17 protein-coding genes, 1 pseudogene and 1 riboswitch are annotated in these 21,916 nt (G+C 70.8%); of the genes and pseudogenes, 7 read left to right on the forward strand and 11 right to left on the reverse strand.

The genetic code is table 11. The features are described from left to right. The first annotated feature begins 44 nt into the window (after positions 1 to 44). Both OG844_RS18285 and OG844_RS18290 read left to right on the forward strand, forming a co-directional pair. Complete coding sequence (locus OG844_RS18285; RefSeq protein WP_406391583.1) at positions 45 to 374, forward strand: hypothetical protein; 330 nt, start codon at positions 45 to 47, stop codon at positions 372 to 374. A 287-nt stretch (positions 375 to 661) separates the two neighbouring features. Further along, positions 662 to 790: pseudogene (locus tag OG844_RS18290) on the forward strand (AAA family ATPase); the annotation flags it as partial. Positions 791 to 858: 68 nt separating this feature from the next. Here OG844_RS18290 and OG844_RS18295 read toward each other — a convergent pair. From OG844_RS18295 to OG844_RS18310, 4 genes are all read right to left on the reverse strand, one after another. Further along, positions 859 to 1,509, reverse strand: a complete 651-nt coding sequence (locus OG844_RS18295) for a thymidine kinase (protein ID WP_384611859.1) — start codon at positions 1,507 to 1,509, stop codon at positions 859 to 861. A gap of 48 nt (positions 1,510 to 1,557) precedes the next feature. Beyond that, positions 1,558 to 2,745: an alkaline phosphatase family protein gene (locus OG844_RS18300; protein ID WP_406391585.1), complete on the reverse strand. Its 1,188-nt coding sequence runs from the start codon at positions 2,743 to 2,745 to the stop codon at positions 1,558 to 1,560. Beyond that, a complete protein-coding gene (locus OG844_RS18305) occupies positions 2,745 to 3,341 on the reverse strand; it encodes a DUF5998 family protein (RefSeq protein WP_329206686.1) in 597 nt (198 codons plus the stop codon). The genes OG844_RS18300 and OG844_RS18305 overlap by 1 nt, the downstream gene beginning before the upstream one ends. A 61-nt stretch (positions 3,342 to 3,402) precedes the next feature. Then, positions 3,403 to 6,408, reverse strand: coding sequence for a GNAT family N-acetyltransferase (locus tag OG844_RS18310; protein ID WP_406391587.1), 3,006 nt, complete (start codon positions 6,406 to 6,408; stop codon positions 3,403 to 3,405). Positions 6,409 to 6,569: 161 nt separating this feature from the next. Here OG844_RS18310 and OG844_RS18315 point away from each other — a divergent pair, with 161 nt between their 5' ends. Continuing rightward, positions 6,570 to 6,851, forward strand: coding sequence for an HPr family phosphocarrier protein (locus OG844_RS18315; RefSeq protein ID WP_329206688.1), 282 nt, complete (start codon positions 6,570 to 6,572; stop codon positions 6,849 to 6,851). Positions 6,852 to 7,021: 170 nt separating this feature from the next. Here OG844_RS18315 and OG844_RS18320 read toward each other — a convergent pair whose 3' ends face one another. The 4 genes from OG844_RS18320 to OG844_RS18335 form a co-directional block, all read right to left on the reverse strand. After that, on the reverse strand, positions 7,022 to 7,726 hold the full coding sequence (locus tag OG844_RS18320; protein ID WP_406391589.1) for a GntR family transcriptional regulator: 705 nt from the start codon (positions 7,724 to 7,726) through the stop codon (positions 7,022 to 7,024). A gap of 223 nt (positions 7,727 to 7,949) precedes the next feature. Then, positions 7,950 to 8,732, reverse strand: coding sequence for a M23 family metallopeptidase (locus OG844_RS18325; RefSeq protein WP_406391591.1), 783 nt, complete (start codon positions 8,730 to 8,732; stop codon positions 7,950 to 7,952). Between the two features lie 12 nt (positions 8,733 to 8,744). Beyond that, positions 8,745 to 8,912, reverse strand: a riboswitch (cyclic di-AMP (ydaO/yuaA leader). A 192-nt stretch (positions 8,913 to 9,104) separates the two neighbouring features. Then, positions 9,105 to 10,487 (reverse strand): M16 family metallopeptidase, encoded by a 1,383-nt coding sequence (locus tag OG844_RS18330; protein ID WP_406391592.1) that lies wholly within the window; start codon positions 10,485 to 10,487, stop codon positions 9,105 to 9,107. 26 nt (positions 10,488 to 10,513) lie between these two features. After that, positions 10,514 to 11,878 (reverse strand): M16 family metallopeptidase, encoded by a 1,365-nt coding sequence (locus OG844_RS18335; RefSeq protein WP_406391593.1) that lies wholly within the window; start codon positions 11,876 to 11,878, stop codon positions 10,514 to 10,516. A 248-nt stretch (positions 11,879 to 12,126) separates the two neighbouring features. Between OG844_RS18335 and OG844_RS18340 the strand changes: the two genes are divergently transcribed. Continuing rightward, positions 12,127 to 14,577, forward strand: a complete 2,451-nt coding sequence (locus OG844_RS18340; protein WP_406391595.1) for a DNA topoisomerase (ATP-hydrolyzing) subunit A — start codon at positions 12,127 to 12,129, stop codon at positions 14,575 to 14,577. Positions 14,578 to 14,605: 28 nt separating this feature from the next. On the opposite strand, the gene OG844_RS18345 is transcribed toward OG844_RS18340, so the two are convergent. Together OG844_RS18345 and OG844_RS18350 are read right to left on the reverse strand one after the other, a co-directional pair. Continuing rightward, complete coding sequence (locus OG844_RS18345; RefSeq protein WP_406391597.1) at positions 14,606 to 15,670, reverse strand: CobW family GTP-binding protein; 1,065 nt, start codon at positions 15,668 to 15,670, stop codon at positions 14,606 to 14,608. Positions 15,671 to 15,692: 22 nt separating this feature from the next. Then, positions 15,693 to 16,856 carry a citrate/2-methylcitrate synthase gene (locus tag OG844_RS18350; RefSeq protein ID WP_406391599.1) on the reverse strand — a complete coding sequence of 388 codons (1,164 nt, stop codon included), beginning with the start codon at positions 16,854 to 16,856 and terminating at the stop codon, positions 15,693 to 15,695. A 131-nt stretch (positions 16,857 to 16,987) separates the two neighbouring features. Here OG844_RS18350 and OG844_RS18355 point away from each other — a divergent pair, with 131 nt between their 5' ends. Continuing rightward, positions 16,988 to 18,340: a citrate/2-methylcitrate synthase gene (locus OG844_RS18355; RefSeq protein ID WP_406391601.1), complete on the forward strand. Its 1,353-nt coding sequence runs from the start codon at positions 16,988 to 16,990 to the stop codon at positions 18,338 to 18,340. 6 nt (positions 18,341 to 18,346) lie between these two features. Here OG844_RS18355 and OG844_RS18360 read toward each other — a convergent pair whose 3' ends face one another. Then, positions 18,347 to 19,366 (reverse strand): LacI family DNA-binding transcriptional regulator, encoded by a 1,020-nt coding sequence (locus OG844_RS18360; protein WP_383179111.1) that lies wholly within the window; start codon positions 19,364 to 19,366, stop codon positions 18,347 to 18,349. A 183-nt stretch (positions 19,367 to 19,549) separates the two neighbouring features. Here OG844_RS18360 and OG844_RS18365 point away from each other — a divergent pair, with 183 nt between their 5' ends. Together OG844_RS18365 and OG844_RS18370 are read left to right on the forward strand one after the other, a co-directional pair. Then, positions 19,550 to 21,223, forward strand: coding sequence for an ATP-binding protein (locus tag OG844_RS18365; protein WP_406391603.1), 1,674 nt, complete (start codon positions 19,550 to 19,552; stop codon positions 21,221 to 21,223). After that, entirely contained in the window at positions 21,220 to 21,897 is a 678-nt protein-coding gene (locus OG844_RS18370; protein ID WP_406391605.1) for a response regulator, read from the forward strand. Before OG844_RS18365 ends, OG844_RS18370 begins: the two co-directional genes overlap by 4 nt. Positions 21,898 to 21,916: the final 19 nt, after the last annotated feature.

Below are 21,916 nucleotides of genomic sequence, written 5' to 3' on the forward strand. Positions count from 1 at the left end.
GAGCGCACTGGTTGGTGAACTCCGCCAGGCAGGCGGCTGCGAACGTGACCGCCCTGAGGGAGAGGTTCCCGGCTCTGCCGGACGTCGCCCGATACCTGACGTCCAGGCCGGTGCGGCGGGGATTCCTCTGGGACAGCTTCGACGCCGGGATCGCAGCCGCCCTGGTCGGGGACCCGGATACGGCCCGCGATCACTTCGAACGAGTCCTTCGCGAGGACGCACTGGTCCCGTGGATGGTCGATGCCCAGGAGAAAGCGCGTGAGCTTCACGCGATCGCGGCAGATCGCGACGCCGTGACCGCCTGGGTCACGCGGGCCGTCGACTCATGCCGGAGCAAGCTGGGCCTGGATCCTGTGCCGTTCGCGATCAGCTGAACGGACCCACTCGTCGAGCTACGGAGCGGCGCTAGGTAAGGAGGACTCGTTTTCGCACGAGGCTGAAGCCGGCCCGGCCGTGCATCTGGCGCTGGACCACTCTGATCCGGTCGACGTGGCCCTCGACGACGCCGCAGCTCCACGGCAGCGTCAAGCCAGCGGTGACGGCGGCTAGGTCCCGTTCGGGCATCCGGTTCGGGGCAACTGGCGACAAGCAATTTCATCCTCAGGCGCTCGCTCTCCGGCAGAGCGTCGGGGTGCGTCAGGATGAAGCTGCGAGTGGCCCAAGGCCGCGAGAGCGCCGCATCAAGGCCGCCGGCTTCCCCCACGACAAGTCGCTCCGCACGTTCGGCTTCGAAGCGAACGCCAACATCGACACGCTCATGATCCACACCCTTGCCGCATGCGAGTGGATTTGAGCCGGGCGGCGACGACGTCGAGGTGGCACGGCACGGTGAACCATGGCGTGCGGGGTCGGCAACGTTCAGTCGGAGCCCATAGGCAGGACGTCGGGCGAGAGCGCGCCGGCGTGGACGGAGCCGCTCGTCATACGGCGACGATGGTGACGACGGCACAGCACCTCGTAGCCGACGTCCGCAGCGGGGCTGCTCACGTCACCCACAACGACCTGCTCACCTTCCACCACCATCTCGCCGCCCACGGTGCGGGCATTGTGCGTCGCACGTGCCCCGCACCAGCACAGCGCCTCCACCTGCAGCGTCTCCACCCGGTCCGCCAGCTCGAACAGCCGCCGCGAGCCCGGGAAGAGCTTCGTGCGGAAGTCGGTGGTGATACCGAAGGAGAAGACGTCCAGGTCCAGGTCATCCACGATGCGCGCCAGTTGATCGATCTGCACCGGCTCCAGGAACTGCGCCTCGTCCACGATCAGGTAGTCGACCCTGCCGCCCTGCGACACCCGGTCGACGACGTAGGCGTACAGATTCATGCCCGCCACCGCCTCGACCGCCTCCGTCACCAGCCCGAGCCGGGAAGAGAGCTTTCCCTCCCCCGCACGGTCGTCCCGGGTGAAGTTCAGGCCCTGCAGCCCTCTGGCCGACCGGTTGTGCGCAATTTGCAGCGCGAGCGTGCTCTTTCCGCAGTCCATCGTTCCGGAGAAGAACACAAGCTCGGGCATGAGAAGTTGAGCGCCTTTCGGATCGTGCGTGGTGGGGGCGGGAGGGAGTTACGAGCGTACTTCGAGGAGCGGGACGAGCTGCTCGGCCGGGGTCAGCGAACCGTGCATGCCGGCCATCACGGACTCATGGGGCTCGTTGACCGACGCGGTGATCACCACGTCGTCGTGCGCGGCCGCCACCACGTCTCCGATCCTGCCGTGGACCCGCTCGTCGATCCGCGGGCCGAACCAGCCGGCCGCGATCGCCTCGTCCCGGCTCGCCACCCAGAACTGCTCGCCGAGCACTTCGCGCCAGACGGTCAGGACATCGTTGTGCGCCCCGGGGACCGCGTACACATGACGGGCCCGGCCTTCGCCGCCGAGCAGGGCGACTCCGGCACGGAGCTCCCAGTCCTCGTCGAAGTCGATCCTGGACTGCTCGTCGAACGGGATGTCGATCATGCCGTGGTCGGCGGTGATGTACAGCGCCGAACGGGGCGGGAGCTGCTCGGCGAGGCGCCGGGCCAGCCCGTCGACATACATCACCTGGCCCCGCCAGGCGTCGGAGTCGACGCCGAAGCGGTGCCCCTTGCCGTCGACCTCGCTGTAGTACGTGTAGACGAGCGACCTGTCACCGGCGGCGAGCCGCTCCGCGGCCAGGTCCATCCGGTCCTCGCCCGAGAGCCGGCCGAGGAACGAGCCGCCGCTGAGCGCGACCTTGGTGAGCGGAGTCTGCTCGAACGTGGGTGCGGAGACCTGCGCCGTGTGCACACCTGCCGCGTCGGCGAGCTGGAAGACGGTGGGATACGGCTGCCAGACCTTGGGCTGGGTCCAGGGCTTCCAGCGGAGCTGATTCATCAGCTCGCCGGTCTCCGGATTGCGCGCGGTGTAGCCGGGCAGGCCGTGCTCGCCGGGCGCCAGCCCCGTACCGACGGAGGCGAGCGAGGTCGCCGTGGTGGACGGGAAGCCCGACGTGATCGGGCGGCCCGTGCCGCCGCGGGACGTGGGGAGCAGCGAGTGCAGGAAGGGCGCCTCGTCCGGGTGTGCCTTGATCTGCTCCCAGCCGAGTCCGTCGATCAGGAAGACGCAGTTCCGGTCGGCGGGGGTCAGCTCCGCGAGCGTCGCCTCGAAGCCGGGTACGCCCTGCCCCGCGGCGATCGTCGGGAGCAGGTCCGCGAGCGAGCCGCTGCCGTACTCGGGAACGGGAGCGCTGTCGAGAGTGAGCAGAACGGGGTCCTGCCAGGCCGGCTGGGCCATCAGCGGCCGGTCGCCGCAGTGGCGGCCGTGGCCTCGGAGAGGGCCTGGGCGAAGGCCAGGGTCTGGCGCACGGTGTCCGGTCCGTCACCGGCCTCGCTGACCCGCAGGCTCAGGTCGTCGGCGGTGGAACTGCCGGTGTAGCCGTGGTCGGCCTCACAGTTGGGGTCGCCGCAGGCGGCGGGCTCGAGGTCGATGCGGGAGACCGCGCCCCAGCCGATGGTCAGGACGACCTCGCGGGGCAGGGTGCCGGGCACGTACTTCTCGGGATCGGCGACCACGCGGCTGACGACGACGGAGGAGATCCGGTCGAGCTTGACCGACTCGGTGGACGTGGTGGCGTACGGCGTCGGGGAGCTGGTGTCGGCGGCCTGCTCATCGGTGTGGCTGACGATGAAGCGGGTGTCCGTCAGGACCAGGACCGTGACATGGCGACGCACCTCGTTGGAGTCGAAGGTGGTCTCCTGGTGCACCAGGTACGACGCGACAGGCTCACCGCCGACGGCGGCCTCCACCGCCTCGGCCACGAGGGCCGGGTAGTAGCCGCTGCGCTCGATCGCCGCGCGCAGCCCCTGGGTCGTCGTACCGGTCTTTGCCATAGGGACCATCCTACGGGGGGCCGGTGGCTGCCGGGGACGCCGTGGTGAGGTCCGGGGGCGGTCAGTAGTTGGGGAGTCTGCGGGGACCGAGATCGGTACGGGCCGGAGGCGGCGCGAGCCGGACGCTCGCCCCGAGAACGGTCAGGCCCTGCGTGGCGACCACGACGGGCTCCAGCGCGACCGACACGACCTCGGGGTGGTCGTCGACCAGCCGGGACACCCGCAGGAGGAGCTCTTCGAGCGCCGCGGTGTCCGCGGGCGCGGAGCCCCGCCAGCCGAACAGCACGGGCGCGGCTCTGATGGACCGGATCAGCTCCGCGGCATCACGGTCGGTGGCCGGTACGAGGCGGTGGGCCACGTCTCCGAGCAGCTCGGAGGGTGCGCCGGCCAGACCGAAGGAGAGGACGGCTCCAGCGGCGGCGTCGATCGAGGCCCGTACGACGGTGTCGACGCCGCGCGGCGCCATGGCCTGGACGACGGGCCGCAGCTCGGCAGGCGTGCCGAGCAGCTCGGTCAGTTCGCCGTAGGCCCGGCCCAGGGCGCTCTCGTTGGCGAGGTCGAGCCGGACACCGCCGAGGTCCGCACGGTGGCGGAGGTGGGGGGCGGTCGTCTTGAGCGCCACCGGGTAGCCGAGCCGCTCGGCGGCGGCGACGGCGGCCTGCGGGTCGAGGGCCGGAAGGGCGGGCCGTACGGCGATGCCGTAGCGGCCGAGCAGCTCGGCTGCCTCGTCGTGGGTGAGCGGACGGCCCTTCGGATCGGGACTGGTGCCGAGCAGCTCCTCGATCAGGGTGGCCGCCCCCGGCTCGTCGATGGTCTCGTCCAGGAACTCGGGAATCTTCCCGGGCACGGCCGCCTGCCGCCGCCACTGCGCGTACTTCACGGCCTCGGAGAGCGCCCGGACTGCACGCTCGGCGGCCGGGTAGGCGGGGATCCGCCAGGTCCGGGGCTGCGGACCGAGCGCCTCGTCGGGCCCTTCGCCGCGTTCGGCGGTGCCGCTGCCCCCGCGCCCGGCGGCACCGTCCCGGCCGTTCCCCTCCCGGGCTGCCGTGCCGGCACGTGACGCGTCCGGTCGCGGCGCACCGGCCGGGGGCTCGCCGCCCGGCCCCCGCTCGCCCGCCCCGACGGTCGCCGGGGCGCCTGTCGCGTAAGGGGCCTGTGCCGGCTCCCCTGTCCCGGATCCGCCGGCCGGGGTGGCCGTGCTCGCGGCCGCGGCCAAGGCCTCGGCCAGGCCGCCGATTTCGACGTGCACCACGGCGACCGGCTTGGCCGGGCCGGTGGCCGCCGCTTCGCGCAGGGCCGCGGCGAGCACCTCGCCTTCGCCCGTCTCCGCTTCGCCGTTCTCTCCCACCCAGGGGATCGCGGTCACGATCACGGCGTCGCAGGTCTGGTCGGAGAGCGCCTCGGCCAGGGCGTCCCGGAAGTCCTGCGGTCCGGCCGCGGTCGTCAGGTCGCGCGGCGGGCGCGGGCGAAGTCCTTCTGCGAGGCAGGCGTCGTAGGTGAGGAGGCCGAGGGATTCGGAGTTGCCGAGGATCGCCACCCGGGGACCGGCCGGCAAGGGCTGATCGGCGAGCAGCAGGCCCGCGTCGACCATCTCCGTGACCGTGTCGACGCGGATCACGCCGGCCTGGCGCATCAGTGCGGAGACCGTCGCGTCGGGGATCCGGCTGACGGGGACGGCGTGGCCGGGCGGGGTGGAGCCGCTGTGCCGGGCGCCCTTGACGACGACCACGGGCTTCACGGCGGCGGTCCGGCGGGCGAGCCGGGTGAACTTGCGCGGGTTGCCGAGCGACTCGAGGTAGAGGAGGGCCACATCGGTGTCCTGGTCCTCGAACCAGTACTGCAGGAAGTCGTTGCCGGAGACGTCGGCCCGGTTGCCCGCGGAGATGAACGTCGAGAGCCCTGCGCCGCGCCGGTGCAGGCCGGACAGCAGGGCGATCCCGATCGCGCCGGACTGGGTGAACAGCCCGATGCGTCCGGGTGCGGGCGATTCGGGTGCGAGAGAGGCGTTCAGCCGGACGGCGTCGGAGGTGTTGATGATGCCGAAGGCGTTCGGACCGATGATCCGCATCCCGTACGAACGGGCCTGCCGGACGAGTTCGCGCTGGCGCTCCCGGCCTTCTGCGCCGCGCTCGGCGTAACCGGCGGAGAGGACGACGAGGCCCTGGACCCCGTGTTCACCGCAGTCGGCGACGGCCTCCGGCACCCGCTCGGCCGGGACGGCGACGATCGCGAGGTCGACCTGCTCGCCGATCTCTCCCACGGAGCGGTGCGCGGGCACACCCTCGACCGTGGCCTGCTCGGCGGCGAAGGACCGGTTCACCGCGTAGGCGCGACCGGTGAAGCCCGAGCCGAGAAGGTTGCGCAGCACCGTGCGGCCCACTCCGCCCGGGGCGCGGCCGGTGCCGACCACGACGACGGAGCCGGGGGCCAGCAGCCGCTGCACGGAGCGCGCCTCGGCCCGCTGTTCACGTCCGCGCTGGACGGCGAGGGACGCCGCGGTGGGTTCGAGGTCGAGCGTGAGGTGGACGGAACCGTCCTCGAAGCTGCGCTGCTGCGTGTAGCCGGCGTCCCGGAACACCTTGATCATCTTGTTGTTCGCGGGCAGCACTTCGGCGGCGAAGCGCACGATTCCGCGCTCGCGGGCAACCGCCGCGATGTGTTCGAGGAGGGCCGATGCCACGCCGCGGCCCTGGTGGGCGTCCTGGACGAGGAAGGCGACCTCGGCCTCGTCGGCGGGTGCGGAGGCCGGTCTGCCCTGTTCGTCGATCCGGTCGAAGCGGACGGTCGCGATGAACTCTCCGCCGATCGTGACGGCCAGCCCCACCCGGTCGACGTAGTCGTGATGGGTGAAGCGGTGCACGTCCTTGGCGGAGAGACGTGGATAGGGGGCGAAGAAGCGGTAGTACTTCGATTCGTCGGAGACCTGCTCGTAGAAGCTGACCAGCCGTTCGGCATCGTCCGTGGTGATCGGCCTGATCCTGGCGGTGCCACCGTCGCGGAGCACCACGTCCGCTTCCCAGTGGTCGGGGTACGCGTGGTGCGGACTCTGCTCCGGCGTGGGCTCCATGGGCAAAGCCTACGGCCGCCGCACCGGTCGCGGAGGGATCGTCGCGCGGGCAGTCTGAGGGAGCCGATCGGCGGTGGCGGCCGGGCCGGAGGTCGGACACAGCAGTGCGCACTGCATGAGAGACTGGTCTAGACAACCATTGATACGTGAAGGGCAGAACCATGGCTGAGCGCCGCGTCAACGTCGGTTGGGCCGAGGGCCTGCACGCCCGCCCCGCATCCATCTTCGTCCGTGCCGCCACGGCCTCCGGCGTCCCCGTGACGATCGCCAAGGCCGACGGCAACCCGGTGAACGCCGCCTCCATGCTCGCGGTGCTCGGCCTGGGAGCCCAGGGTGGCGAGGAGATCGTGCTCGCGTCCGAGGCGGACGACGCCGAAGCCGCCCTGGACCGTCTGGCGAAGCTGGTCACCGAGGGGCTCGAGGAGCTTCCGGAGACCGTCTGATTCCGCCCGTTCCGGGCCGGAATTACTTCCTCGACAAAGCCGCGGTGTCCCGATCGGGAGCCGCGGCTTTCTCGTTGCCGGAAAGTCACGGACGACTGCGAGGACGACCTGAATTCGGGCAGCAAAAAGAAAGCCCTCCCGAATTCCCTTCTTTGTATACGGCGCCATTGTTAATGCCGGACGCCTGCGATGTTTACAGAATGTTGCGAAGTCCTCACCCGGGCCGGGCCGGTCGTGCGGCCCTGCCGGTCCGCGCGCCGCAGCCGGTGGGCGGTGGTGGCCCGCTCGGCGTGCTGGGCCGCGAGCGCCCTGGCCCGTTCCGCGTCACCGCGCGCCACGGCGTCCACGATGGCGCCGTGCTCGGCCCAGGAATCGGCGGGGCGGGCCGGATGCTCGACCGCGTACATCCAGGCGATCTTGTGCCTGAGCTGGGTGAGCAGCGCGATGAGGGCGGGGCTGCCCGACGCCTGGGCCAGCGTCTCGTGGAACCAGCCGCCGAGCGAGCGCAGATCCTCCCCCTCGCCCCGGCGAACCCGCTCCTGCCCCAGTCTGACCAGGCCTCGGAGCACCTTGAGGTGGGCCTCGGTACGACGCTGGGCGGCACGGGCGGCGCCCAGCGGCTCCAGGAGCATGCGGATCTCCAGGAGGTCGGCGGCCTCCTGCTCCGTGGGCTCGGCGACACAGGCACCGGCGTGCCGGCGGGTGACGACGAACCCCTCGGACTCCAGGGTGCGCAGTGCCTCGCGCACCGGGACCCGGGAGACCCCGTACCGACGTGCGAGCACCTCCTCGGTGAGGCGGCTGCCGCGTTCGAAGACACCGGAGACGATGTCGTCACGGATTGCCGTGCATACTGAATGCGCGGGAATGCGCATGTCCGAACCTCCGCCTTAATCCCCGCGAAACGCGGCCGATCGACGCCTGTTCTGTGACTCTATTGCAATCAGCCGCAATTTCCGATGGCGGAGCGGAATCCATGGATATCTTCCAGCCGACGAGTACTTCTCCGGCGGCTCGCGGCGGAGCAGTCCCGGGGTGCGGCACGACGAAGGCCCCGGCGGGTGCCGGGGCCTTCGGGAAGCTGTGCGGTACGGGGTCTCAGACCTGGAGACCGTGCGCTCGGAGGTAGGCGACAGGATCCATGTCGGATCCGTACTCCGGGGTGGTCCGCGCCTCGAAGTGCAGGTGCGGTCCGGTGGAGTTGCCGGTGGAGCCCGACAGGCCTATCTGCTGCCCCGAGGTGACGCTCTGTCCGACGGACACGCCGATCGAGGAGAGGTGGCCGTACTGGGTGTACGTGCCGTCCGTCATCCGGAGCACGATGTTGTTGCCGTACGCGCCGCCCCAGCCCGCCTCGACGACCGTTCCGGCGCCTACCGCGACGACGGAGCTGCCGGACGCGGCGCGGAAGTCGACGCCGGAGTGGCTGCCGGAGGACCAGAGGGCACCGCCGGACTTGTAGCCGGTGGTCACGGAGGAGCCGGCGACCGGGAGGTGGAAGGAGTTCAGCCGGGCTCGCTCGGCGGCGCGGGCGGCGCGCGCCTTGGCCTCGCGGGCCTCCTTGGCGCGGGCTTCGGCCTCACGCTTGGCCTCGGCCTTCGCCTTCGCCACCGCTTCGGCCTTCGCCTTCGCCGCGAGGTCGGCCTGGTGCTGCTGCGCCTCGGCCTGGGCGTCGATCTGGGCGGCGAGAGTGGTGTCGATGGCAACGGCCTGGGTCAGACCGGTGACGGTGAGGGCCTCGGAGTCCGCGGCGAGGGCCGGGGAGGCCATTGCGCCGATGACGCCGGTGGTGGCCAGAGCCGCGATGCCGGCGACCTTGGCGCTGCTGCGCGTCAGGCGGCTCGGGGCACGATGCTTCCCGGTGGCACGGGTGAACGCCATGGAGGGGCTGATCCTTTCCTTCCTTCTCGCCTACCGGGTTAGCTGACGGGTTCGGAGCAGGAAGGTCTCCTACGGATCCCCCGCCTCGTACGAGACGCGGACATCCGATTCACCCCAGGGACTGCGTGGGTCCCCGGCTCCCCAGGCTCGCGCCTGACGGGGACTCGGCGATGGCTGTCCGGCGCCGCGGATGCGGCATACGTCTGGCGGACAGCCGAGCCGACGCTAGGCCGGGCGACTTTCAATCACCAAACGGACAGGGCGCTTTGTCGCACATCCCACAGGTCATACATGAACGCTCTTCACCAAATCAGACAAAAAGGAGAACCCCGGCGAGAACGCACTCGCCGGGGTTCGCTCTGCTCAGTCCTGTCAGCCGGTGACGACCGACACCTCGCCGATACCCAGGGCCCTCACGGGCTCCGCGATCTGCGAAGCGTCTCCCACCAGGACCGTGACCAGCCGGTCCACGGGGAACGCGTTGACCACCGCGGCCGTCGCCTCCACCGTGCCGGTCTCCGCCAGGCGCGCGTACAGCTGGGCCTGGTAGTCGTCCGGGAGGTGCTGCTCCACCTGGTCGGCGAGGGTGCCCGCGACCGATGCCGCCGTCTCGAACTTCAGCGGGGCGACCCCGACGAGGTTCTGTACGGCGGTCTCGCGCTCGGCATCCGTCAGTCCCTCGGCCGCCAGGGTGCGCAGGACCACCCAGAGGTCTTCCAGGGCCGGCCCGGTGGACTCCGTGTCCACGGAGCCGCTGATGGCGAGCATCGCGGCGCCGGTCGCCCCGGAGACGGATCCGGGTGCCGTCGAACGCAGCACCTGGCCGAAGGCCCGGACCCCGTAGGTGTAGCCCTTCTCCTCGCGCAGGACGCGGTCGAGGCGGGAGGTGAGGGTGCCCCCCAGGCAGTACGTGCCCAGGACCTGGGCGGGCCAGACGCTGTCGTGCCGGTCGGCGCCGATCCGGCCGATCAGCAGCTGCGTCTGCACCGCTCCGGGACGGTCCACGATCACCACCCGGCCGGTGTCGTCCGCGGTGATCGGCGGCACCGGGCGCGACTGGCCGACGTTGCCCGACCAGTCACCGATGGTGTCCGCGAGCAGCGTGTCCAGATCGACCCCGGTGAGATCGCCGACGATGACGGCCGTCGCCGTGGACGGGCGGACGTGGGCGTCGTAGAAGGCGCGCACACCCTCGGCGTCGATCCGCCGCACGGTCTCCTCCGTGCCCTGGCGCGGACGCGACATCCGCGCCGTGGCCGGGAACAACTCCTTGGAGAGCTGCTTGGCCGCACGCCGGGCGGGGTTGGCCTGCTCGTGCGGAATCTCGTCGAGCCGGTTGCCCACGAGGCGCTCCACCTCGCTCTCGCTGAAGGCCGGCGCCCGCAGCGCTTCGGCGACCAGACCGAGCGCCTTGGAGAGCCGGGAGACCGGGACCTCCAGGGAGACCCGGACACCCGGGTGGTCGGCGTGCGCGTCGAGCGTGGCACCGCAGCGCTCCAGCTCGGCGGCGAACTCCTCCGCGGAGTGCTTGTCCGTGCCCTCGGACAGCGCGCGCGCCATGATCGTGGCCACGCCGTCCAGACCCTCGGGCTCGGCGTCGAGCGGCGCGTCCAGGAAGATCTCCACGGCGACGACCTGCTGGCCGGGGCGGTGGCAGCGCAGCACGGTCAGGCCATTGGGCAGAGCGCCGCGATCGGGCGCGGGGAAGGCCCAGGGCCTGGCCTCGCCTGCGGTCGGCTGCGGGTGGTACTCCATCGCTACTCCAGTCACGGCGGCGTCGGTCACTTCTCGGCCCCCTCGTGGTCGTCGGTGCTGCCTGCGGCATCCTCGGCCTCGTCCGCCGGCTCGACCGGCTCGTAGACCAGGACCGCCCGGTTGTCGGGACGCAGATGCGCCTGGGCGGCCGCCTGGACCTCCTGCGCGGTGACGTCGAGCACCCGCTGCACCGCGGTCAGGGCGAGTTGGGGGTCGCCGAACAGCACGGCGTACCGGCACAGTTCGTCGGCGCGGCCCGCGACCGTGCCGAGCCTGTCCAGCCACTCGCGCTCCAACTGGGCCTGTGCCCTCTCCATTTCCTCGGGCGTGGGGCCATCGGCCGCGAAGCGGGCCAGCTCCTCGTCGACCGCCGTCTCGATCTGCGGCACCTCGACGCCACCGGACGTCTTGACGTCCAGCCAGCCCAGGGAGGGTGCTCCGGAGAGCCTGAGCAGCCCGAATCCCGCGGCCACCGCCGTACGGTCGCGGCGGACCAGGCGGTTGTGCAGCCGGGACGACTCGCCGCCGCCGAGGACGGTCAGCGCCAGGTCCGCGGCGTCACACTCGCGGGTGCCGTCGTGCGGCAGCCGGTAGGCGGCCATCAGCGCACGCGCGGGAACCTCCTCGTGCACCACTTCGCGCAGCTGCTCACCGATCGTGCCGGGCAGCGTGCCGTCGCGCGGCGGCTGCTTGCCGTCGTGCGAGGGGATGGATCCGAAGTACTTCTCGATCCAGGCCAGCGTCTGCTCGGGGTCGATGTCACCGACCACCGAGAGCACGGCGTTGTTCGGCGCGTAGTACGTACGGAAGAACGCCTGCGCGTCGTCCAGGGTCGCCGCGTCCAGATCGGCCATCGAGCCGATCGGCGTGTGGTGGTACGGGTGACCCTCCGGGTACGCGAGGGCCGTGAGCTTCTCGAACGCCGTGCCGTACGGAACGTTGTCGTAGCGCTGACGGCGCTCGTTCTTCACGACGTCGCGCTGGTTCTCCATGGACTCGTCGTCGAGCGCGGCGAGCAGCGAGCCCATCCGGTCGGCCTCGAGCCACAGCGCGAGCTCCAGCTGGTGCGTGGGCATCGTCTCGAAGTAGTTGGTGCGCTCGAAGCTGGTGGTGCCGTTCAGGGAACCGCCGGCACCCTGCACCAGTTCGAAGTGTCCGTTCCCCTTGACCTGGCCGGAGCCCTGGAACATCAGGTGCTCGAAGAGGTGAGCCAGGCCGGTGCGTCCCTTGACCTCGTGACGGGAACCGACGTCGTACCAGAGGCAGACCGCGGCGACCGGGGTCAGATGGTCCTCGGAGAGCACCACGCGCAGGCCGTTGGCCAGGCGGTGCTCGGTCGCCGTCAAGCCGCCGGAACCGGCCTGGGCTGTGGCCGTGTGACCCATGGGCATGTACGTCCCTTCGATCGCGATACAGGATTTCCTGCCGGACCTGCCACTGTAAGCAAGCGCACCGGCACCTGGCGAAGTTCCCGATCGGTGAATGTTGTCGTAGATGGTGCCGTAAACAGGGGCTCCGGAGGGGCCCCTGAGACCACTTCGGACGGGTCGAGGTCGGCGTTGTCAGTACGGCGGTCCACAATGGTCGGCGTCAGAACCTGAGGTTGCCCGACAGAATCTGTGAAGGAGTCGCAGCCGCGATGGCCCGCCGCAGCACGAAGACCCCGCCGCCGGACGACTTCGAGGAGAAGATCCTCGACATCGACGTCGTCGACGAAATGCAGGGCTCCTTCCTCGAGTACGCGTACTCGGTGATCTACTCCAGGGCTCTGCCCGACGCCCGCGACGGCATGAAGCCCGTGCACCGCCGCATCGTGTCCCAGATGAACGAGATGGGGCTGCGCCCCGACCGCGGCTACGTGAAGTGCGCCCGTGTCGTCGGCGAAGTGATGGGCAAGTTGCACCCGCACGGTGACGCGTCGATCTACGACGCACTGGTGCGCATGGCACAGCCGTTCTCGATGCGCCTTCCCCTCGTCGACGGACACGGCAACTTCGGCTCGCTCGGCAACGACGACCCGCCGGCCGCCATGCGGTACACCGAGTGCCGGATGGCCGACGCCACGTCGCTGATGACGGAGTCGATCGACGAGGACACCGTCGACTTCCAGTCGAACTACGACGGCCAGGAGCAGGAGCCCGTCGTCCTCCCGGCGGCGTACCCGAACCTCCTGGTCAACGGGGCGTCCGGGATCGCGGTCGGCATGGCGACCAACATGCCCCCGCACAACCTCGGCGAGGTGATCGCCGCCGCCCGCCATCTCATCAGGCACCCGAACGCGGACCTCGAGACCCTGATGCGTTTCGTCCCGGGCCCCGACCTGCCGACGGGTGGCAGGATCGTCGGTCTCGGCGGCATCAAGGACGCGTACGCGGCAGGCCGCGGCACGTTCAAGATCCGTGCGACCGTCGCGATAGAGGACGTCACGCCGCGCCGCAAGGGCCTCGTCGTCACCGAACTGCCCTTCACCGTCGGCCCGGAGAAGGTGATCGCCAAGATCAAGGACCTCGTCTCCGCGAAGAAGCTCCAGGGCATCGCGGACGTCAAGGACCTCACCGACCGGTCGCACGGGCTCCGCCTGGTGATCGAGGTCAAGAACGGCTTCGTGCCGGAGGCGGTGCTGGAGCAGCTCTACAAGCTGACGCCGATGGAGGAGTCCTTCGGCATCAACAACGTGGCGCTGGTCGACGGGCAGCCGCTCACCCTGGGGCTCAAGGAGCTCCTGGAGGTCTACCTCGACCACCGCTTCGAGGTGGTGCGCCGGCGCAGCGAGTTCCGCAGGACCAAGCGCCGGGACCGGCTGCATCTGGTCGAGGGTCTTCTCGTCGCCCTGCTCGACATCGACGAGGTCATCCGCATCATCCGGGACAGCGACAATTCGGCGCAGGCCAAGGAGCGGCTGATCGAGCGCTTCTCCCTGAGCGAGATCCAGACGATGTACATCCTGGACACCCCGCTGCGCAGGCTCACCCGGTTCGACCGGATCGAGCTGGAGAGCGAGCGCGACCGGCTCAACGACGAGATCGACAAGCTGACGGCGATCCTGGAGTCGGACGCGGAGCTGCGCAAGCTCGTCTCGGCCGAACTGGCCGCGGTGGCGAAGAAGTTCGGCACCGACCGGCGCACGGTGCTGCTGGAGTCGGCAGGTTCGCAGGTCGCCTCCGTACCGCTGGAGGTCGCCGACGACCCGTGCCGGGTGCTCCTCTCGTCGACCGGTCTGCTGGCCCGTACGGCCAACGCCGACCAGGTCGTGGCGGCCGAGGACGCCAAGCGCACGAAGCACGATGTGGTCGTCTCGGCCGTCCCCGCGACGGCGCGCGGCGATGTGGGTGCGGTGACGTCCACGGGGCGCCTGCTGCGGCTGTCGGTGATCGATCTGCCGCGGCTGCCGGACACCCATGCGGCTCCCAACCTCTCGGGAGGGGCTCAGATCTCGGAGTTCCTCACGCTGGAGACGGGCGAGGAGCTGATCTGCCTCACCACGCTGGACGAGGAGTCGCCCGGCCTGGCGATCGGCACCCTGCAGGGGGTGGTGAAGCGCGTGGTGCCCGACTACCCGGCCAACAAGGACGAGCTGGAGGTCATCACGCTCAAGGACGGTGACCGCATCGTCGGCGCGACGGAGCTGCGTACGGGCGAGGAGGACCTGGTCTTCATCACGTCCGACGCCCAGCTGCTGCGCTATCCGGCGGCGCAGGTGCGCCCGCAGGGGCGCCCGGCGGGTGGCATGGCGGGCGTCAAGCTCACGGCGGGGGCCGAGGTGCTCTCGTTCACGGCAGTGGATCCCGCGCTGGACGCCATGGTGTTCACGGTGGCCGGGTCGCACGGCACGCTGGACGATTCGGAGCTGACCTCGAAGCTCACCCCGTTCGACCAGTATCCGCGTAAGGGCAGGGCGACCGGTGGGGTGCGCTGCCAGCGCTTCCTCAAGGGGGAGGACGTCCTGGTGTTCGCCTGGGCGGGCGGTGTTCCGGCCCGCGCCGCGCAGCAGAACGGCACACCGGCGGAGCTGCCTGCCCCGGATCCGCGGCGCGACGGCTCGGGCACACCGCTGACGAGCCCGGTCTCCGTGATCGCCGGCCCGCTGTAGACGCCCGGCCGGACGACGCCGGGGCCGCTCAGGCCTCGTCGTCGTCCGGCTGCCGTACGTAGCGCAGGATGCCCCACATGCTGCGCTCGAGTTCTCCGCCGGCGGTCTGCTCCGGCTCCCGGCAGTCCGAGAGCCCCTTGTCCAGCGCCTCCGCGTCGATCCCGGAACCGATCAGCACGAGCTGCGTGCACCTGGGCTCGTCCCGCGACCAGGCCTGCGGAACGAAGCGCAGAAACCTGCCGACGGAGTGCAGGGTGTACCTGTTTCCCGGGTCGCCCGCGCCGAAGTCGACATACCCCTTGATCCGGTAGAGGCCTTCGGGCCTGGAGTCGAGAAACTCGATGAACCGCCGGGGGTTCATCGGAACGTCGGTGGTGAAGGAGACGCTCTCGTACGCCGCGTGCGGATGGCTGTCGTGCTCGTGGTCCGTCTCCAGGAGAAGGTCCTCGAACGTCAGCTGACGTGCGGTGTCGTCACCGTCCGGCCGCAGCACGGGATCGACGAGCAGCTCGGGGTCGACGCGTCCGAACTCGGCGTGGATAACAGCCGCCCTGCTGCCTGCGGTCGCCACCGCTTCTCGCACGGCGTCCAGTTCCGCCTGCGCCACCCTGTCGGTTTTGTTCAGCACGATGAGGTCGGCCACCCCCAGATGGCGGTCGATCTCCGGGTGCCGCTCCCGCGTGGTCATGAATTCGGCGGCGTCGACGACCTCGACCAGCCCCCCGTAACGGATGTGCGGATTGTCGCTGGCCAGCAGCATCCGTACGAGCTCCTGGGGCTCGGCGAGACCGCTCGCCTCGATGACGATCACATCGAGCCGGGCGGCAGGCCTGGTCAGCGTCTCCAGGAAGGTGTCGAGCTCGCTCGCGTCGACCGCGCAGCACAGGCAGCCGTTACCCAGCGAGACCGTCGACCCGACCTGTCCCGCGACGGCCATGGCATCGATCTCGATCGAACCGAAGTCGTTGACAATCACCCCGATCCGGTTGCCGGCCCGGTTGCGGAGCAGATGGTTGAGCAGGGTCGTCTTGCCTGATCCCAGGAACCCCGCCAGAACGACGACCGGGAGCTGCGGGGCGCGGGGCGGGGTCAACGTGGGCCTTTCTCGGGGTCGGTCAGGGTGCCGGTACGGGCTGGGGCGGGGGCGTTCCCACATAGCGGGCCGCCGGGCGGATGATCTTCGAGTCCTCCGCCTGCTCCAGGATATTGGCGCTCCAGCCGACCACACGCGCGGCGCAGAAGGTGGGGGTGAACATCTCGCGCGGCAGACCGCAGAGCTCCATGACGACCCCTGCGTAGAACTCCACGTTGGTGTGCAGCTCACGCCCCGGCTTGAGCTCGGCGAGAATGGCCTCCACCTGCCGTTCGACCTCGACGGCGAAGTCGACGAGCGGTCCGCCGAAGCTCTGCGCGATCGAGCGCAGCATGCGTGAGCGCGGGTCCTCGGTGCGGTAGACGGGGTGTCCGAAGCCCATGATCCGGCCTCCCGCGAGGACCTGTTCCCGGATCCAGCCGTCGATACGGTCCGGAGTCCCGATGGCGTCCAGGGTGTCCAGGGCCCGGCTGGGCGCGCCGCCGTGCAGCGGTCCGGAGAGCGCGCCGACCGCCGCGACCAGGCAGGCGGCCACGTCCGCGCCGGTGGACGCCACCACCCTGCCGGTGAACGTCGAGGCGTTGAAGCCGTGGTCGATGGTGGAGATGAGGTACTGCTCGACGGCCCTGACCCGCGCTGCGTCCGGCTCGGCTCCGGTGAGCATGTACAGGTAGTTCGCGGCGAACGGCAGGTCCTCACGCGGTTCGAGGGGTTCGAGGCCCTGGCCGAGCCGGTACAGGGCGGTCAGCACGGTCGGTACGGCCGCGCAGACGGCGAGTGCGTCGCCGCGGCGGCGGTCGGCTCCGATGTCGTACATCGGGCGGAATCCCGCCGAGGCACCGAGCAGCGAGAGGGCGGTGCGCAGGCCGGCCAGCGGACCGGAGACCGCGCCGGCGCGCGCGATGGCCGGCAGCGCGTCGCGCACCTCGTCCGGCAGACGGCGCAGTCCGGCCGTGCGGGCCGCGAAGTCGGCGCCTGCGGCGCGGTCGGGCAGTTCGCCGTGGAACAGCAGGTACCAGACGTCCTCGAAGCTGCGGCTCCGCGCCAGATCGATCGCCGAGTAGTGCCGGTAGTGGTAGAAGCCCTCGCGCCCGCGCACATCACCGATTGCGGTGTCGGTGACGATCACTCCGGCGAGACCGCGGGGCACGTCGAGCGGGGCGGTACCAGTCCTCAGGGCAGACATTTCAGGTCTCTCCTCCGACGGTCGATTGAACATTGATTCGACTGTCTATGATTGACTCAATTCATGTCAACATTGATCCAATCAATATGGAGTCTCGATGGATGCCGATGGATATGGATACGGTGGGCGCCATGACGCATGAGGCAGCGCGCGGGGCGGACACGGAAGGCGCCGGAGGCGAAGATCCGGGGGAGGCGCGCAGGCTCACCACACGGGAGACGGCGGAACAGCTGGGGGTGAAGCCCGAGACCGTGTACGCGTACGTGAGCCGGGGACAGCTCGGCAGCAGGCGGGCCCCCGGGGGGCGCGGCAGTACGTTCGACGCCGCCGAGGTCGCGGCCCTGGTACGGCGCACCGGGCGCAGGGAGCCCGTTCCCGCCGCGGGTGAGCTGGTCTTCCGTACCGGCATCACGCTCATCGAGCACGACGCGTACTACTTCCGCGGTGTCGACGCCACCGAGCTCGCCCGCGCGTACGGCTACGAGGAAGTCGCCGAGTGGATCTGGACCGGCGAGCTCCGTCCGGGCATCCGTTTCACCGCGCCCCCGGAATCGCTCGCTGCCGCGCGCCGGACGGTCGCCGCACTCCCGGCACACAGCGGGTCGACGGACCGGCTGCGGGTCGCGGTCACCGCGGCCGCGGCAGCCGATCCGCTGCGGTTCGACCTGTCTCCCCAGGGGGTTCTCAGCAGCGCACGCGGCCTGATCCCCACCCTGGTGGCCGCATTGCCCGTGGTCGGGGAGCAGCCGCCTGCCGACGGCCGCGACGGGGCGGGCGGCGCCTCCGCGACCCTTGCCCGGCAGCTGTGGCCGAGGCTCTCCGGCCGGCCGGCCGACGCGGCGTCACTGGCCGTGCTCGACACCGCTCTCGCACTGCTCACGGACCACGACCTCGCCGCGTCGACGCTGGCTGCGCGGGTCGCTGCGTCAGCCCGCGCCCATCCGTACGCAGTGGTCTCGGCGGGGCTGGGCGTACTGGAGGGGCCCCTGCACGGTGCCGCGAGCGGCCTGGCCCACCGAATGCTGTCCGAGGTCGTGGCACGGGGCAGCGCGTCCCCGGTCGTCGCCGACCACCTCCGCGTCGGCCGCCGTGTGCCGGGGCTTGGGCACCGTCTGTACACGGGTGAGGATCCGCGGGCACACGTCCTGTTCGACCTGCTGGAGGACGTACCGCAGGCTGCCCGGGCGCTGGCCGCGGCCCGCGACGTGGTCGCCACCACCGCCCGCCACACTCCCCTGCACGCCAATGTCGACCTGGCGCTCGCCGTCCTGTCGGTCACCTCCGGCATGCCCGCGGAGGCGGGCGAGACGGTGTTCGCCGTGGCGCGCACCGCGGGCTGGATCGCCCACGCACTGGAGGAGTACGCGGAGCGGCCCCTGCGGATGCGGCCCAGCGGGCAGTACACAGGACCTCGCCCGCCGCAGCCACTGCCCGCACCGGTACTGCGGGCCGATCCGCCGCCGCGGGCCGATCCTGCAAATTAACTACAATCAGCGGGAATTTTCACGGGGCGGCTGAGCCGTGGAGCCACGCACCACGAGTTCCGGCTCGAAGAGAAGCTCGTCGGACGGCACCGCACGTCCCGCGATCTGCACCGAGAGCAGCTCCACCGCGGCCCGGCCCATGGCCTCGATGGGCTGGCGGACCGTGGTCAGAGGCGGCTCGGTGCAGTTCATGAAGGCCGAGTCGTCATAGCCGACGACCGAGACGTCCGCGGGCACGGACAGTCCGCGGCGGCGCGCCGCACGCACAGCCCCCAGGGCGAGCGGGTCGCTGGCGCAGATGATGCCCGTGACCCCCTGGTCCAGCAGCCGCATGGCGGCGGCCTGCCCGCCCTCGAGCGAGAACATGGCCCGGGCCACCCGCTCGTCCGGCACCGTCGTCCCCGCCTCCTCGGCGAGCGCGCGGGCGGCAGCGAGCTTCCGCTGCGAGGGCACGTGATCGGAGGGGCCGAGGACGAACCCGATCCGTTCGTGACCGAGCGAGACGAGGTGGCGCCACGCCTGCTCGACGGCCACCGAGTCGTCGCACGAGACCCCGGGGAACCCGAGATGAGCGATGGCCGCGTTGATCAGAACCACGGGGATCTTGCGGTCGGCGAGCACCTTGTAGTGATCGTGCGGGGCGTCGGCCTGGGCATAGAGCCCACCGGCGAACACGACCCCGGACACCTGCTGCTGCAGCAGGAGCTCGACATAGTCGGCTTCGGAGACGCCGCCCTTGGTCTGGGTACAGAGCACGGGCGTCAGCCCCTGCTGGGCGAGCGCGCCGCCGACCACTTCGGCGAAGGCCGGGAAGATCGGGTTCTGCAGCTCGGGAAGGACGAGCCCGACCAGCCGGGCACGCTCGCCGCGCAGCTGCGTGGGGCGCTCGTAACCAAGGACGTCCAGCGCCGAGAGGACAGCTTGCCGCGTGGCGTCGGAGACGCCCGGCTTGCCGTTCAGCACCCGGCTGACCGTGGCCTCGCTGACTCCTACCTTCTGGGCAACTTGAGCAAGTCGTCGCGTCATGAACGCAAGATTAGCGCAAGAACCGCAAGAAGATTGCGCTCCGGTGGAAATCACCGAAACCCACTGCACGCTCACAGATCGGGGGCCCGGAGGCAAGCCCTCCGGCTCAAGCGTTCCGGTGCGTCGGCGGACCAACAGCAACGGATTTCGGGAAGGACCGGAATGCCCTCTACCGTTCGTACGATGAGCGCCCCACCGACCACCGTCCGGGGACCCCGCCGGTTCGGCTGGCCGAAGCGGGTCTTCTCGCAGGTCCTCCTGATGCAGCTGACCATCATCACCGGTGTCACAGCGCTGGTCACCGGCCTCTTCCTGGCACCGCTCAGTGACCAGCTCGACGACCAGGCGATGCGCCGGGCCCTCGCCATCGCGCAGAGCACGGCGGCACAGCCGCAGATCGCCGCGTCGCTGCTCTCCACCGCCCCGGCCCCGGACGGTCCCGTCCAGACCGTCGCCGAGCGGATCAGGCGGTCCACCGGCGCCGAGTACGTCGTCGTCATGGACAGGCGTGGGGTGCGCTGGTCGCACACCGACACCTCCCGGATCGGCGCAGTCGTCTCCACGGACCCCAGCACGGCGCTCGCGGGCAGATCCGTGATGGAGATCGACAGCGGCACGCTCGGCCGCTCCGCCCGCGGCAAGGTGCCGCTGCGCGACGGGGCGGACCGGATCGTGGGCGCGGTCTCCGTCGGCATCGCGTACGACAGCGTCCGCGCCCGGCTGCTCGCGACGATCCCGGGGCTGCTCGCGTATGCCGGCGGGGCGCTGGCCGTGGGCGCGTTCGCCGCCTACCTGATCTCGCGCCGTCTTCAGCGGCAGACCCACGACCTGGCGTTCTCCGACATCTCCGCACTGCTGACGGAGCGCGAGGCCATGCTGCACAGCATCCGTGAGGGTGTCGTCGCCCTCGACCGCACGGGACGCATCCGGCTGTTGAACGACGAGGCCCAGCGTCTCCTCGGCCTCGGTCCCGATGCTGCGGGCCGCCCGCTCGACGACGCCCTGGGAGCCGGGCGGACCGCCGATGTACTGGCGGGCCGGGTGGTCGGGCACGACCTGGTGACGGTCCGCGGCAACCGTGTGCTGCTCGCGAACCGGATGCCGACCGACGACGGCGGTGCGGTCGCCACCCTCCGCGACCGGACCGAGCTCGAGAACCTCGGCCGTGAGCTCGACTCCACCCGTGGCCTGATCGACGCCCTCCGCGCCCAGGACCATGAACACGCGAACCGGCTGCACACCCTCCTGGGACTCCTCGAGCTGGAGATGCACGACGACGCGGTGGAGTTCGTCACCGAAGTCGTCGGCGTCCACCGGGCGACCGCCGAGCAGGTCACCGAGAAGGTCCACGACCCCCTGCTGGCCGCGCTGCTGGTCGGCAAGACGACAGTGGCCGCGGAGCGTGGTGTCGCCCTGCGCATGGCGCCCGGCACGCGCCTGCCGGACCGGCTGGTGGACCCGCGCGGTCTCGTCACAGCCGTCGGCAATCTCGTCGACAACGCCCTCGACGCCGCCGCGGGATCGGTGGACGCCCGGGTCGAGGTGGACCTGCGGGCCGACGGCCGTACGGTGGTCCTGCGCGTGCACGACAGCGGCCCGGGCATACCCGCGGGCAGCCATGACTCGATCTTCATGGAAGGCTGGTCCACCAAGGAGCTCCCTGCCCACGGCAAACGCGGGCTGGGCCTGCCGTTGGTGCGGCGGCTGGCGGAACGGCAGGGCGGCAGCGTCTCCGTGTCGGATTCCCCGGAGGGCGGGGCCGTGTTCACGGTCGTCCTGCCCGAAGCCCTCGAGGAACAGGCCCCGGACGGCATCGCGACACCCCCGCAACCGGCAACGGCAGGAGAGACCGCGTGATCGAGGTCCTGATCGTGGACGACGACATCAGGGTCGCGCAGATCAACGCGGCGTACGTCTCCAAGGTGCCCGGCTTCCACGTGGCCGGCCAGGCCCACTCGTCGACGGAGGCCCTCGCCCGGATCAGTGAGACATCCGTCGACCTGATCCTGCTCGACCACTATCTGCCGGACCGCAACGGTCTGACCCTCGTGCGGGAGCTGCGAGGTCTCGGCCATCACACCGACGTGATCATGGTGACGGCCGCACGCGACGTCTCGACCGTTCAGGCCGCGATGCGCCACGGAGCCCTTCAGTACCTGGTGAAGCCGTTCACGTACGCGGGGCTGCGCACCAAACTGGAGGCGTACGCAACCCTGCGGCACACCTTCGAGGGCGGCGGCGAGGCCGAGCAGACAGAGGTGGACCGGCTCTTCGGCGCCCTGTGGGCCACCGGGGAGCCCGACCTGCCCAAGGGGCACTCGCCCACCACCGCCGAGCTGGTCCGTCAGGCCCTGCGCACCGCCGACGGGCCGCTCTCCGCGCAGGAGATCGCGGAGAGCGCCGGAATGAGCCGGCAGACCGCCCAGCGCTATCTGAAACTGCTGGAGCGAACGGGACGGGTGCGGCTGTCCCTGAAGTACGGCGAGACCGGCCGCCCCGAACATCGGTACACCTGGGCTCCGGGCCCCTGAACCAGCGGCAGCAGGAACG

Source organism: Streptomyces sp. NBC_00887 (assembly GCF_045207585.1).